The organism is uncultured Nostoc sp. (genome assembly GCF_964247315.1).
Lineage (GTDB): Bacteria > Cyanobacteriota > Cyanobacteriia > Cyanobacteriales > Nostocaceae > Nostoc.
Genome location: NZ_CAXTTT010000081.1, coordinates 20972 through 35820, shown reverse-complemented (window position 1 = coordinate 35820; position 14849 = coordinate 20972). Strand labels below are relative to the sequence as shown.

The following is a 14849-nucleotide window of genomic DNA, read 5'->3' as shown; positions in this document are numbered from 1 at the left end:
AAATTTCACGAGAGGGGCTGCGCTCATCTAAAAGAACCAAGTAATGTAAGCCAGTAGCAATGCAACTGGCTTGTTGGGTGTATATGACTCCAATGACGCGACCAAAATCACCGTTGGGTACTTGAAACCAGCGCACCCATTCACCGAGATGAAATCTCTGTTGAGGCAATTCGCTGGGAATTACCTCTGGCATCGCTACTGGTGGAATTTGGGAAAACAGATCAGGCATAGTAATCTTTTTGGGTGCAAGTTGACCAACAACAGTAAAAATCAAGAAGAATTCTGATAAATAATATTAAAGTTTTCCCTTGCCACAGTGGCAATAAAAACTTGCCATTTGGCAAGTGCCTATTTAGCAGGATTTCTGCGTCGCTTTTGGTGGTATACATCCCGAAGCTTTTGCAGGTACTCTGGTTCAGTTTGGATTGCTGTCCAGATATGGTGTGCCAATGCTAGGCGCTGTTTATGTTTTTCGCTTGGTATTCTCTGGTCAACACCTTGGGAAAACCAATGATTAACGGTTGTTAACGAACAGTCACAGATAAAAGCCAGTTCTTCTCGTGACACATCCCAATGTCTCAGAAACTCGTCGAGTTCCATTGGATAATCTTTTAAGGGTTGTAAATATGAATTCAATACATCCCAGTGTCTCTGAGTTGGAATTTTTGGAGCAATACCCATAGCCTTCCTAATTGCCAAATGGCAAGTGACTGAGGCAATCATATCTTGGCAAATGTTGGCTTTGTTTGAAAAATAAATCACAAACAGAACAGCATCTTATTCGTTTTGTCTTTCTAAGGTATAAAAATATAGTTGCTGCTTTGTGATAATAATCACTCTCTCTTAGCAAAATTGGCAGATAGTAGATCCAAGCAAGGATGCCAACAAAACCTACACTGAGTCGAGATAGCTAATGGTAGAGCAACTGATTGGAAAACGGATTCAAATTCCAGGACAGTTTACTGGTGCTGTAACTGTTGAACGTTTTGATGTTTTTGATGACACATTGTTGTTGACGGTTCGCACCCAAGAGGGCGAGTTGCGTGAAGCTATTTTGAGTAATTTTGAGATTGAGGAAATACTCGCCTCACAAGAACAGAAATCAGTTGCCACTGTTGACGCTAATGCATTTTTTCTTTTTATTGAGTCAGTACGAATAAAAACCGCATTCGATTACGATCCACACTTTGCTGTGAGTCTTAGCGGTGTCCGTCCTCTCCCCCATCAGTTAGAAGCAGTCTACGAACGTATTTTACCCCAGGTAAGGCTACGGTTTCTCCTTGCTGATGATCCAGGAGCAGGTAAAACCATTATGGCGGGGTTGTTGTTAAAAGAACTTAAACTGCGAAATGCCATTGAGCGCATTTTAATTCTTGCACCAGCGCCGTTAACAATTCAATGGCAGGATGAATTACGCAGTAAATTTTCTGAAATTTTTGAGGTTATTAATTCGACACTGGCCAAAAATCAGTTAGCAGGTAATCCTTGGGAAAGGTTTCGCCAGTGTATCGCTTCTATTGACTTTGCAAAACGCGATGATGTTGCCCCTGGTATCTTGCAAGTAGATTGGGATTTAGTAATTATTGATGAGGCACATAAATGTTCTGCTCGTACCCAAGGCGATGATTTACGCCGGACTGGACGCTATAAATTAGCAGAAGAATTATCCAAAATTACTGAAAGAATATTACTATTAACGGCTACTCCTCACCAAGGCGATGTTAGTCATTTTCATAACTTCTTACGTTTACTTGACCCTGAACAATTTATTTCTGATGAACTTAATCCGCAGTTACTAAGTTTAGATGATAGTCCTTGGTTTTTGCGCCGCATTAAAGAAGAATTAAAAGATTTTCAGGGTAACAAATTATTTAAAAAACGATTCCCAATTACAGTACCATTTACTTTATCTACTGCCGAGCATCATTTATATGAGCAAATCACAAAATATATTAATAAATATTTAGGTAAGACTAAAGGCAAAAAGCAGGCGGCTGTGGCATTAGCTAGGACGGTTTTGCAGAGACGTTTGGCTAGTAGTTTAAATGCCATTTATAGTTCTTTGGATAGACGTAAGCGCCGCTTTGCAGATTTAGTAGAAGAATTAAATAAATTACCACCTCAAGAGCAAAAACAGCGATTAATTAATTTGGGGAAAATAGTAGATCCAGAATTAGAAAGTGATGATTGTCCAGAAGATGAATTAGAAGAATTAGCTATTGAGTCTACAGTAGCAGAGCAGGTAGACCAACTCCAAGAAGAGTTACGGGAGTTAGAAAGGTTAGTCAAGCTCACCCAGCAGGTGATTGATGTTGGTACTGAGACTAAGTTAAATCGTCTTAAGGAAAGTCTGGAAGAAGCAAGATTTAATGAAATCAAAGATGGTAGTGGTAGATTATTAATCTTTACGGAACACAGGGATACGCTGGAATATCTGAAAAAGAATTTAACTGCATGGGGATATAGTACCTGTGAAATTCATGGGGGAATGAATATTTTAGCCAGAAAAGCTGCCCAAAGAGATTTTCAATTAAGTAAACAAATTTGTCTAGCAACAGAAGCCGCAGGTGAAGGAATAAATTTACAGTTCTGCCGATTAATGATTAATTATGATCTTCCCTGGAACCCCAATCGCTTAGAGCAACGCATGGGCAGAATTCACCGAATTGGTCAAACGAATGATGTTTATGTTTTTAACTTCGTGGCGGAAAATACGGTAGAAGGTAGAGTATTAGAGAAGTTGCTGGCTAAGTTAGAAGAAATCCGCAAGGCAATGGGGGACAGGGTTTTTGATGTTATTGGTCAATTACTACAATTAAATGATATCCGGTTTGAGGAACTGGTCAGAGAAGCAACTTATACGAAAGCCAGTGAAGATGAAGTTTTAGAGCAAATTGAACGTCTCGACCCTAAAAAATTAGAATCTCTTGAACAAGCTACGGGTGTGGCTTTAGCAACTTCTCATGTAGATTTATCCCAAATTCGTCGCACCCAAACGCAAGATTACGTTTCTGAAGAACAGCGTTTAATGCCCCGCTATGTGGAGGAATTCTTTAAACGTGCCTGTAGACTTTATGCGGGTGAATTTAGATAATCGGGCTGATGGTTTATGGCGAGTAAGTTATGTCAAAGAGGAATTTCGTTCTAATAATTTGGAGTCAGTACGCAAATATGGTATCGCAGAGAAAGAATATCTCAAACTGACTTTTTATAAAGAGCATTTGGCACAACCAGTACATCAAGATGCAGATTTATTATCACCAGGACATTCTTTATTCGCTGCCATTGTAGAACGGTTAGATTCCCAATTATGGGAAAGAGTATCCCAACAGTCTGCCATATTTATTGATGCTGATGCCCAACAACCCTACCGCATTCACTTTTTTGAAGTGCAGGTGGCGGGTATGGGACGAAAAGGTAAAGACACAGTTCTCAAAGCACGGTTATGTGCTGTTGCCGAAAAGTCTACAGGGGAACTGGTACTAATTTCACCAGACTGTCTCCATGATTTAGCTCCTACCCAGTTATCTCCAGATATGGTGATTTATCCCCCCACCCCCCAGGAACAACAAAAGGTGGAAAACTGGTTAAAAGTAAAAGTGCAGCGTTCTTTAATGGATTTAGAAAGGGCGCAACGTCAACGGGAGTTAGAAATCCGCCAAGATTATTTACAGAAAGCGATGGAAAGCACCATCACAGAGGCTCAACGCACTCAGATGAAATTAGCAGCGAAGGTTGCAGGAGGGGATGAAACCTACCGCGTGACAAGGGATAATGCTCAAAATAAGGTACGGAATTTGCAGGAACGTTATAAGAATAAACAAGGTGAACTGGACTATTTAAAAATTATTCGTCCTGGACGTGTGGCATATTTGGGAAGCGCCTTAGTATATCCTGCACCTGTAGAAGTGTCCAAATATCCAGGGATGCGGAATGATCCAGAAGTGGAAGCTTTTGCGATGCAGTATGTGATGGACTATGAACGACAACGCGGATGGGAACCAGAGGATGTAAGTCAAAAACATGATGGTAGTGGTTTTGACATTCGCAGTGTGGGGCCAGTTGATGAAGTGACGGGAATTGCACCTGTGCAGCGCATTGAGGTGAAAGGAAGGGCGCAACACAATCAAGAAATTGCGTTGACTGTGAATGAATGGCGGAAGGCACAGCAGTTAGGTGATTCTTATTGGCTGTATGTAGTCTGGGGATGTAAAAGTGAAAATCCGCAATTGTTAACGATACAAAATCCGGCTAAGGTGTTCGCTGGTGATGCCAAGGAAATTAAGCAAGTAACGCGGTATGTCGTGGGGGCTGAGGCATTAGACAACACAATTGTATAACTTAATATTTAATTGTTGACATTAATCAATGTCTGAGCCAAGGTATAAATTGCATCAAGCGATTATACATAAATTAGCTCAGTCAAAATAATGTCTACCGACCGTCGCCTAATTGAAGACTTCATCCCCATCAAGGAAATATCTGTTGAATCTGCACGAGAAAAATCTATTAGAAAGGGTCATATCTCTACACTACATTTATGGTGGGCAAGGCGACCTTTAGTAGCTGCTAGGGCGGCGGTTTTCGCTTCGTTAGTCGCCGCACCAGAAACTTCCCAAAAGCGCACAGCTTTAAGTAAGGCAATGATTGAATTGTGCAAATGGGAAGCTGGGGAAGCAACTATTGCTAAAGCTAAAAGGCAGATATTAGAAGCACAACGAGAACGGTTAAATTTACCAGCAGACACACCATTAAATCAAGTACCGCCACCAAAGGTTTTAGATATGTTTTCTGGTGGAGGGGCAATTCCTTTAGAAGCATTACGCTTGGGTTGTGAAACCTATGCTGTTGAACTTAATCCAGTGGCTCATATTATTGAGCTTTGTACGCTAGTTTATCCCCAAAAATACGGGAAACAATTAGCCGATGAAGTGGAGAAATGGGGAAATTGGGTAATTGAAAAAGTGCGAGGAGAGATTGGTGACTTGTATCCTGCCATTAAAGTCGGAGAACTTCTGCAAGAAGAACCTCAGCAATTAGAGTTACTGGAACATGCAAAAGTAAAACAACTAAGTCTTGCACAAACTTTAACTCCAGTTGCATATTTATGGACGCGCACTGTGAAATGTCCTAATCCTGCTTGTAGTGCAGAGGTTCCTTTAGTGCGTCAGACTTGGTTGTGTAAGAAGCCGAAAAAGTATGTGGCGCTCAAAGTGATTCCGAATTATGAGACAAAGCAGGTTGAGTTTGAAGTGGTGGAAGCTGCGACGGAAAAAGGGTTAGGTTTTGACCCTGCTGTTGGTAGTTCTCGTGGTACTTCTACTTGTCGTCATTGCGGGACAACAGTAGATGTTAAATATGTTAAAAAAGAAGGTGTAGCGTGTAGAATTAATCAGCAATTAATGGCTATTGTTTGCACGACCTTGGGTGAACAAGGTAAAACTTATTTAGCAGGAAAGTTTTATAATCATTATATTCCAGATGAAATGGAATTAAAAAATAAATTTGAGCAACTTTGTACAGATACAGGTTTAACAATTCCCAACGAATCTTTACCAAATTATGGGGTGTTGGGTTTTCGAGTACAGCCCTATGGCTTAGTAAAATGGTCTGATTTATTTATATACCGTCAATTACTGTCGCTGATGACATTTGTAAAGTGGGTAAAGCTGGCCCATCAGGAAATGTTACAGCACAAATATGAAGATGAATTTGCAAAAGCAATTGTAACTTATTTGAGTCTTGCAACTACAAAAACTGCAAATAGAGGTAGCAACTTAGGAGTTTACCATACGGGGCGTGAAACTATAGAAAGCCCAATTAGTAATGGTCGATTACCAATGTGTTGGGATTTTCCAGAAACAAATCCGGCGGTACAAGTCGGAGATTCTAACTTTGGTCGTCAGGTTCTCATTTTTATCCAAAAACTCACTGAAATTGTGAGAGAATTACCTAAAACTGTTTTAGTGTATTCCCTGCAAGCTAGTGTCGCTGAATCTTTTGGCAATGAAGGTTTACTCAGTGCCTTAGATAAATTGGTTAGTCGCATTGATGCCAAAAAAGAACCTGTTTCTGGCGATGAAGTGATGCAGGTAATCCAGAGACGGTTATTTAGCAATATTGGCGATACGACAATTATTCAAGAAGTAGCTAGACAACAAGCAGAATTATTCCGCAGATTGCGTGAAAGTTATGCTGATACTAATCGTGAAAAACAAGAAATTCAACAACAAGCTGATTTATTAGCAGAAAGAATTTTAGTTAGTTATCCTTTCCATCCTGATTTAATTGATTTAATGTATTATCGCTGGGGAACTCTGCCCAGTTATCAACGGACTCGCGGTGCTTTACAATTTCTTGCTGCCGCCACTTATGCTTTGTGGCAAGCAAAAGATAATTCTTGGTTAATTACTCCGGGAAGTATTCCCTTTGATAATGACATTGTGAAAAATGCTTTCTTTTCGCAAGTTGGGGCAAGAGATGCTTACAGTTCTGTATTAATTTCTGACTTAACTGGGCGGAAGGCTAAGGTTAAAACAGTAGATAATCGCATTGCTGCTGATGCTCCGGCATTATCCCATTTAAAGGTAGGTACTCGTCTATCTTCTGCCATTTTAATGTATTCGTTTGGTACAAGAGGAGGAGACAAAGGTGTTTTAGAACAAGAAATTACCTCTGCCTGCCTTGCACCAGGATTAGACAGGACGACAATTACTGCTGCTTTAAGTGATTTGCGCGAAGAATTACTTCATCTACACTATGTTGGTCAACGTTATCGCTTTGAAACTAAAGCAAATTTGAATAAGTTAATTGCTGATGAAGAAGGTAAGGTGAGTAGCGATGAAGTATTGCAGAAAATTCAGGAGGAACTAAATAAAACTCTGCCTAACATCCGAAGTAAAGTTGTCTGGCCCAAAGATGCTGCTGCTATTCCAGATAAAGTTAAGCAGTTTAATATTGTCTACCTAGAGCCAAGTTGGGCAGATAAGAGTAAGGATTTAGTCTTGGCAGATGCCTTAAATTGGTTAGAGAATCGCGGTAATGATAAACGGGAATTTAAAAATGCACTTGCCTTTGTAGTTCCCAATAAAGCACAAATGGATAAGGCACAAAAAGGTGCAAGAACTACCTTAGCTATATCTGGACTAATTGAAAAAAAGGATAGGAAGAAGGCTTCTTCTGAAGAATTAGAAGAATTCAATGAACTTACTAACAAAGCTAAGGATGCTACCAGTGAGATTGTCGCTGCCGTGCGTCGTCTGTATGAATATATTTTACTGCCTCTCCCAGACAATAGCGGTGAAAAACCTGTGAGGTTGGAAAGTGTTGATTTACAATCTCAACTCAATACCAGTCAGAATTTGCAAGAACGGGTATTAGATGCTTTAAAGAATTATGTTTTTGAAACTACTACTGCTAGTAAGTTAGTCAGCTTATCTGGGTTAGAAAGTCCAGGCAAGGAATATATAACTGGTGAAGAATTAGTGAGTTATTTTTTCCGCTTCCCTACTTTACCCAAAATGTTAGGGGTAGAAGGAATTAAAAAATCTATTCTCAAAGCCATTGAACAAGGTTTAATTGGTTATGTACCATCAATGACTATTAGTGGTGAAATCCCTGTAGTAGATAATCCCAATTTAATCAGTTTTGAGAAAGTCATACCTGCCGATGAGTTAGACCTAGCCGGTTATCTTTTATCCCCCAGCTTGGTTAATAAGTTGCGTACTGTGAAATCTCCAGAAATAGGGGAGACGATAACGACGGATGCGGAAGAAGATAATAGTGTTAAACTAATTTATGGTTCGGGTGACTCTGGTAGCACTACAAAGAGAAGAGTTTCTGAAGAAAAACAAACTGTAGAGTATAAATCAGAAGCAAGTAGTATTGAGCGAACTGTGTTAGTTGATATTGTTAATGGAAAAAAACCTGCACGTTACTACAAGCTGACATCCTCTACTGACAAGGTAAAGATATTTCACTTGTTTAATGTATTACAGGCTTTATCTGATAAAGCTGAGGGGATGACTATCACAATTGAGGTACAGGCACACACGCAGGATAGTTTTGACCTCAACTGGATACGTAATGCGATCGAGGAACCATTAGATGAAATGGATATTCAAGCGTCTACACGTTTGGAGTAGGGTCGCAAATTTTGAGATTTTCAGCAGGATGGAGTAAGAGTTACACTACGCCCTGGTTCTGCATCTTTAACCGTACCATCAAAGGTTAGCGGAAGTTGCTGAAGGAATAACCCCCAACCTTATTAAGCCACGAATCACTTCTGCGATCGTAGTCAGTAATTTGACCTCGATATTTGAGCAACGCCTAACGGCATAAAGCCACGAATCATCAACTATCCCACCCGTTACGCTGCGCCCGTGCAAATTGAGCAACGCCTAACGGCATAAAGCCACGAATCACGAATATAATGGTGTGGTAGCCCCAGTCAAAGTCCTTTTGAGCAACGCCTAACGGCATAAAGCCACGAATCACATCAAAGTTGAAAACCCTTAACTGAGGAAGCTTCATTTACAATCTTACAAGTATTTTCCAGATCGAGAAACCAAAAGCATACAACTTACCAAAGTTTCCCTTATTTTCAGCCCCTCAAACCCAGTGCTGATAAGCTTTCCCAAAAATGACAAGCACCTTTTTCCTTGTCTCAATTACCATATCCTTTACCGTGTAAACCTTCCCACCATTCTTTTACGCTAAATTCCCTTTCCCATAAGAGATACTTGTCAAATTGGAGATTGAATCATCGTCCAGGCCAAATCAGGAGGTAGTGAGCTTGGCATTTCCTCAATCCGATACTTCAAAAATCGGGTATTTCTTGACCCCACATGGTCAACCCAATAGGGTAAGGTTAACCTGCCTCGATTATCCCTAATCGCCCACTGTCTCACCCCCTCTAGATAATCTTCTGAGACAAGTTTGAGCGTTTTAATCAACTGGTCACTTTCTCCCAAAAATAAACAACCAAACCGTCTTACTAGCTCAGGATGGTCAAACGCTAACTCTATCCTCTCCCTTAAACTTGGTTGTATCTTTTCCTCGTCAGAACGAACCCAAATCAAGCACTTCAGATTAGACAATATTTCTTGATAACAGGGAATAACATTCTCTGGATGGCTAAAATCAGCATTCTTAAACCGTCTCATTTGACGCAAAATTCGTGACTTTTTGGGGCTAGATAACATCGCGATCGCCAATTCTGCCCCACAGTGGCGATAGACATTCGTTTCCCCTACCAAAGACAACAACATCCCATACAGTGTCGCTGGAGGAGGGACAGGATAGGTTTTTCCCATTTCTCTTGCATGGGACTCCCGAAAAGTTGCAAATGGAATATCCAAATAGAGAATTAATGGTGCAATCATTTTGATTCTTCTAAGCCCAAATCTCTTTTAATGACTGTTTTCAAAGCTGCAATCAGTTCATTTCGATTACGATAAATATGCGCTTTCTTAAAAGGGGAATTATCAAAATCATCCAATTGCTGTAACTCCTTAACAATTGTTCCCCCAATCCACAATTTACTAGGGTCAATCTGTCCGCATTCCACTTCATCTATAAACTCTTGTGTAAATTTTGCTTCCTTACTCTTAGAATCGCAATATTCAAAGCAATAGGAAATATATGAAGCAAAATGATTTGTCCATTGAAATACAAAACTATCTGGACAGAAAGGATAATTAAAAATATTACTATTCCCTCCTACCTTGGGCAGGTTCATAATCCCATCTATCAGAGGTAAAATCCGCGAAAAATCTTTGAGATGAGTGGCATTAATTCCAAAATAATATTGATATCTAGTTGCATGATATTCTGTAAAATGAAGCGATGTGCTATCCTTTTCTCTGCCACTTTTTACCCCTAACTTGACTGCACCATCATAAGGCGTTAGCGAAACAGCCATATTCATCCCTAAAGCACCCATTCGCTGATTAGGAGTGCTGACTTTTGTTTGTTTCTTTTTTCTCTTTGTTGTTGAAGTCTCGTCCTCTGTCTCAGCAGACTCTAATAAAGCAAACCCAAAAATATCATCATCATAAAATTGTTCTGGATTGAAATCTTCACTTGTTAACCGATTAATATGTTCGTCCTCATTCCAAACTCGATTAACTAAGTAATCTTGCTTTTGAAGATAAAAACGTAACGCCCAACGAATTGCACTTGAACCTACAAAAGAATGAATTTTACCATTCCAATAGCCTTTTTGCAGAATAGTCTTATTTCCTCAGGGCAAACGCATCTAAATTACTCTTGATCACAACCAAGGTTAAGAACCAACGAAAAAATCAGCATTTATCGTTTGGTTTAGTTTCCCAAGCTCAAAGTGATCGCTTCAACCTGTGTCAATAAGCAACAATTAATGCGACTATTTGGGAGCTTATTGAAAATACAATCCTTTTGTTGACATGATGCGGCCGCCCTGCTTATTTCCTAGTCTAATGTCATGATTTAAGGACGCTAAACCATAACGAGTGAGGACTGTTCCGTAAAGATAATAATTTGGGATATTATTGTCATTCTTTTTCTGACTCATCATTCACTTCTTCTAGGTTTTGATTGTTTGGGAATGAATTATCATCCCTATTGGTGGATTTATCTTTGGGTTTATAACTGGCGATCGCTAACAATGACCAAATTCTTAGTTCTTGCCAAGATGATTTTTTAATTAGTAGTAAAATTTCTTCTTGATGCTCATTAAAATACTTATTTAATCCTCCTCTTACTAAAAAATCGGACAAATATTACTTGAATGAAAATTCATCATAACAATAGTTTAGCTCTGCCCTTAATCGTTCAACTTTCTTCTTAATTGGAGGATCTTTTCCTTCCTCTGCTTTGGCATACATTTTAGCAAAGTTGCCCTTCATAGCTTGCTGAAATACCTTAATAAAAATAAGATACTGTTTGTCTTCTTCACTATTCTCTGCCATTATGATGAATCCTTCTCGATTGGAAAATAACTGGTTAAATAAATATCCTTTTGAATCCTCTATCACCAATTTTTCCCAAAAATTAGACCACCAATGAATTCCTTTCACTAAATTATCAGCAATCAGGGAGCGAATCAGATTCACTTTAATAAAAATTTGCTTAGGCTTAATCTTCGGATAATTGGTTTGAAAGTATTTTTGAACCTGTTGATAAGTGATTAAAGTATTCTTATCAATTTTAATTTCTTCTATACTCATCAATGTCCTTTGACGAGAAGCTTGATTTATTTTTTCATATAACCAAACTTGACAAGCTTGATAGTACTCGCCTTCAGACTGAATATCGTCTAAGCTGTAATAAAGTAATCCTGCTTCACCAAGGGTACTAACATGAAGCTGTTTAGTTTCTAATTGCTGTAATCGCCATCTCCTTTGAGAAGCGTCTTCAAAATCCTTGATTTCTGGAATCACCACCAAGTAGCGATGGGGTTTCCTTTCTTTTAAGTCTTCTGATGGAATATGAAGTAAGCAATAATGACAAACTACTGGTACAAATAATAGTGCTAAGGCGTATTCAAGTTTCTCTTCTAGTTTTGTAGTATTCTGCGTCCTAGCATGGCGAACAATTCCCCCTAAATATAACCAACTGGTTATTTGAACATAATCATGTCTAAGTTGCTGGGTATCTGCCTCGCATAACTTCTCTGCAAAGGTTTGATGTGCGTACCAAGTTAGGGATTTATATTGATAATCGACTTTTTTTTCTTCAACAGTTAGTTCAGTGTTAACTAGCTTTCCTGCTTGATAAAATTGATTATGACGCAGAAAAACAGCACACATTCCCTCATGAATATAGATTTTCTGACTTAAATCTATTGCATCATTGTCTAATCCTGCTAAATGAATTAAACCTATATCATCTAATTTAAAAGACTCATTAATTAACCAAGATAGGGCAACGAAATCACTTCCTTCCCAGAATAATTCAATAGTATCAGTAGTCAAAAACCATGATATATGTCCTCCCCGTTGACGAGATAAAGGATATTGCTTTTCTAATCGCTTTAAAGTTATGTAAAGTCCGGTCATTCCGACGCGGTGCATTATGGTCGTATCCGCAGCATCAAGAGATAGGGAAATTTTGGGTTGGGTAGCAAGCATGATCAGGTTTCCTCTTCTTCCTTGCTGCGAGTCGCTGGGACAAATATTCCACACATCATCTTTCGTTTCCCGCCAATACCCTGTTCTTGCAAGGTTAGGGAATCTTCTGGGTTGAGTTCGCTGATTTTTACGCCAAATCCTCTAACTTTAAACTGTTTCCCTTCTTTATTGATGGTTAATTGTCTTCGTTGAGGTGTTCCATCTTGTCGGGTAAGAAGTTCAATTTTTCCTTGTATTCCTAAATTATCCATTTGCCGTTGCACAGCTTCAATAAAGTTAGTAGAGTCTTGAAACCCTTTAATTACCACTAATCTGGAATAGACACTTTCTGAAGAAACTAACGGTTTGTAGTCAGGAATATCTAGTTGATAAAAATTTTGACCTATATGAAAGGCTTGACCCGCTAAATAAGGATAAATTAAAGGAATTTGTTGATGATAAATCCGAATTCTTATACGAGATTGAGCAGTGAGTTCAAGCAAATTGTTTCTGGTCGGTATTCCAGCAATCGGATGAATTCCAATAGACTTTAGTTCGTGAAGGCTAGGACAAATATTGGACAAAGCACTATAGATAACATAACCATTATCAAGAGGAATCGGTGCGCCTCTTAGCTTAAACGTTAAGTCTATATATTCCTCACTTTGAATTAATATGGCTACCATAGATGGAAATTTTGAGAAAAATTTAAAGATGTCATAGCTTGTTTAATACATCAACATCTTCTTGTGCTAACTTGTCTTCATTGTCATTGCCAGTACTTTGGTTAGACTGGCAATCCAGTTTAGGCTATTGTTCGCAATGTTCTCACTGGTTAGGAGGAGCTTCTAATACTCTAGTAGTTACTCAGAACTGATGGATAGCCAAAAGTTTCTATCCCATACCAGCATGAACCGCTTCTGCTCCATTCTAAAGAAATCCGGCACTTTCCTACTTTCTATGCTTGATGGGACTCACGGCAAGCTTATCCTTCAAATTTGGACTAGCGGCAAAGTTATGGTTCCAAACTGCCAATTTCATCCAAAATTAGCTGACGCAAGAATGAGGGTTATACTGTTGTTGGCGGCAAAGTTATGGTTCCAGTAGCGGCAAAGTTATGGGTAAAGTCACATTTGTCGTCGGTGACAGATTAATGTCGTTCGGACTAATTAACTGTCGTCAGGACAAATTAATTAGTCTCTCTATACCTAGTCCAAACAAATATACTCTGAAATGCTCAGACGCACCTATTGAGCTTCGAGCCAACTTTACCGATGTAGCGATGAAGACACCTAGATTTTTGAGAGCTACAAGAGCATCGGGTTACTGATAGTTTTGCCATTCGGTACAGAGTCTGCGATTTGCTGCCTCAGCCTCATCTAATGCCAGTTGCTCTGTTTCCAAATCTTGATCGTGAGCTTCTCCCCTGCTCTCTGCGGTATCAATGATAAGTCTTTGACCGGACACTATATGACAGATTAGTAGTGCTGACCTACCCAAACTGAGTTGAGTTAGTCCGCAAATACACGTATGCAACTAGATTAAAATTAGATTATTATATAACCAAAATATTACTGTGATTTTTGAAGGTTTTTATATATGTAAATGGTTGATTTCAGAGGATATACGGTAACAATAACCAAAGCGATCGCGGTACTTTAATTTTAATAAATCTTATATTATCAGATTAAAAAACTCAGAGAAGATGACGAACACAGAATATAGAAGCTCAAGCTACTACTTGATTCTAGCCTAAAACTAGTACGGTAAAACTCTGACGAATGCCAAACGTAGTTCTCCTTTAGAATGTGAGAGCTACTCTCTAGGCATTTGCGCGTCTACAGAGGTCTGAGGTTAAAAACCTCTTCTCTCGCACTTCAGGCTTTGGTAAAGACTTGTGCAATGTGTAGGTTTTTATAATGGAATTTTTAAATAATTTTTTCTCTACTAGCCAGTTTATTCCCCACGGACATTGCTACCTTTGGAAACCAGGATTGGTCTGGTTGCATCTGATTTCAGATGTGTTAACTGGACTTGCTTATTATTCAATTCCAGTGATGTTGGTTTATTTTGTTCGTAAGCGGCAAGATATGCCTTTCGGCTGGATATTCCTAATGTTTGGCACATTCATCATTGCTTGTGGCACAACTCATTTAATGGATGTATGGACGCTTTGGTATCCTACCTATTGGTTATCAGGGTTGCTCAAAGCTATCACCGCTTTTGTCTCCGTATTAACTGCTCTAGAGCTTGTGTCATTAATGCCGCAGTTGCTGGTTCTACCGAGTCCTGCCCAACTAGAGGCTGCAAACTACCAACTAGCGAAGGAAATTGCTGAACGCATACGGACTGAAGAGGTTTTGAGGGAAAGCGAACAACGCTGGCAATTAGCTTTGCGCGGCAATAATGATGGAATTTGGGACTGGAATGTGAAAACCAATGAAGTTTTCTTCTCGGCTCGCTGGAAAGAAATGCTCGGTTACGAAGATAATGAAATTTCTAAGCATTTAGATGAATGCGTGACACGAGTGCATCCGAACGATCTTGACTGGGTTAAACAAGCTGTTCAAGATCACTTTGATCAGAAAACACCGTTTTACATTACTGAGTATCGAGCTTTATGTAAAGATGGTACCTATAAATGGATTTTAGATCGAGGTCAAGCACTGTGGGATGAAGATGGTAATGTAGTACGAATGGCAGGCTCACATACTGACATCACCGATCGCAAGCAAGCAGAGGAGACACTAAATAGTCTAC

12 protein-coding genes and 1 pseudogene are annotated in these 14849 nt (G+C 39.3%); 4 read left to right on the top strand and 9 right to left on the bottom strand.

Features of this window, described 5'->3' with window-relative positions; genetic code table 11:
* Nucleotides 1–229: hypothetical protein (locus ACFE93_RS22575; RefSeq protein ID WP_375476421.1), on the bottom strand; the 229-nt coding region annotated here is incomplete at its 3' end.
* A 119-nt stretch (nucleotides 230–348) separates the two neighbouring features.
* Complete coding sequence (locus ACFE93_RS22570) at nucleotides 349–681, bottom strand: hypothetical protein (RefSeq protein WP_375476419.1); 333 nt, start codon at nucleotides 679–681, stop codon at nucleotides 349–351.
* A 232-nt stretch (nucleotides 682–913) separates the two neighbouring features.
* On the opposite strand from ACFE93_RS22570, the gene ACFE93_RS22565 reads away from it, so the two are divergent.
* From ACFE93_RS22565 to ACFE93_RS22555, 3 genes are all read left to right on the top strand, one after another.
* On the top strand, nucleotides 914–3094 hold the full coding sequence (locus ACFE93_RS22565) for a DEAD/DEAH box helicase (RefSeq protein ID WP_375476417.1): 2181 nt from the start codon (nucleotides 914–916) through the stop codon (nucleotides 3092–3094).
* Nucleotides 3060–4340, top strand: coding sequence for a DUF3883 domain-containing protein (locus ACFE93_RS22560; protein ID WP_375476415.1), 1281 nt, complete (start codon nucleotides 3060–3062; stop codon nucleotides 4338–4340). The genes ACFE93_RS22565 and ACFE93_RS22560 overlap by 35 nt, the downstream gene beginning before the upstream one ends.
* Nucleotides 4341–4430: 90 nt before the next feature.
* Entirely contained in the window at nucleotides 4431–8144 is a 3714-nt protein-coding gene (locus ACFE93_RS22555; protein ID WP_375476413.1) for a DUF1156 domain-containing protein, read from the top strand.
* 208 nt (nucleotides 8145–8352) lie between these two features.
* Here ACFE93_RS22555 and ACFE93_RS22550 read toward each other — a convergent pair whose 3' ends face one another.
* The 7 genes from ACFE93_RS22550 to ACFE93_RS22520 all read right to left on the bottom strand — a co-directional run bounded on the left by ACFE93_RS22550 (nucleotide 8353) and on the right by ACFE93_RS22520 (nucleotide 13556).
* On the bottom strand, nucleotides 8353–8532 hold the full coding sequence (locus ACFE93_RS22550) for a hypothetical protein (protein WP_375476411.1): 180 nt from the start codon (nucleotides 8530–8532) through the stop codon (nucleotides 8353–8355).
* A gap of 212 nt (nucleotides 8533–8744) precedes the next feature.
* Entirely contained in the window at nucleotides 8745–9383 is a 639-nt protein-coding gene (gene cas5 / locus ACFE93_RS22545) for a type I-MYXAN CRISPR-associated protein Cas5/Cmx5/DevS (protein WP_375476409.1), read from the bottom strand.
* The gene (locus tag ACFE93_RS22540; RefSeq protein ID WP_375476407.1) at nucleotides 9380–9943 is read right to left on the bottom strand and encodes a hypothetical protein; all 564 of its coding nucleotides are present in this window, start codon (nucleotides 9941–9943) and stop codon (nucleotides 9380–9382) included. Before ACFE93_RS22540 ends, cas5 begins: the two co-directional genes overlap by 4 nt.
* 589 nt (nucleotides 9944–10532) lie before the next feature.
* Nucleotides 10533–10757, bottom strand: a complete 225-nt coding sequence (locus tag ACFE93_RS22535) for a hypothetical protein (RefSeq protein WP_375476405.1) — start codon at nucleotides 10755–10757, stop codon at nucleotides 10533–10535.
* A 3-nt stretch (nucleotides 10758–10760) separates the two neighbouring features.
* Nucleotides 10761–12110 (bottom strand): type I-MYXAN CRISPR-associated Cas8a1/Cmx1, encoded by a 1350-nt coding sequence (cas8a1, locus tag ACFE93_RS22530; protein WP_375476403.1) that lies wholly within the window; start codon nucleotides 12108–12110, stop codon nucleotides 10761–10763.
* 2 nt (nucleotides 12111–12112) lie between these two features.
* On the bottom strand, nucleotides 12113–12775 hold the full coding sequence (gene cas6 / locus ACFE93_RS22525) for a type I-MYXAN CRISPR-associated protein Cas6/Cmx6 (protein ID WP_375476401.1): 663 nt from the start codon (nucleotides 12773–12775) through the stop codon (nucleotides 12113–12115).
* 637 nt (nucleotides 12776–13412) lie between these two features.
* A complete protein-coding gene (locus ACFE93_RS22520; protein WP_375476399.1) occupies nucleotides 13413–13556 on the bottom strand; it encodes a hypothetical protein in 144 nt (47 codons plus the stop codon).
* A gap of 452 nt (nucleotides 13557–14008) precedes the next feature.
* Here ACFE93_RS22520 and ACFE93_RS22515 point away from each other — a divergent pair.
* Nucleotides 14009–14842: pseudogene (locus tag ACFE93_RS22515) on the top strand (PAS domain-containing protein); the annotation flags it as partial.
* Nucleotides 14843–14849 lie beyond the last annotated feature (7 nt).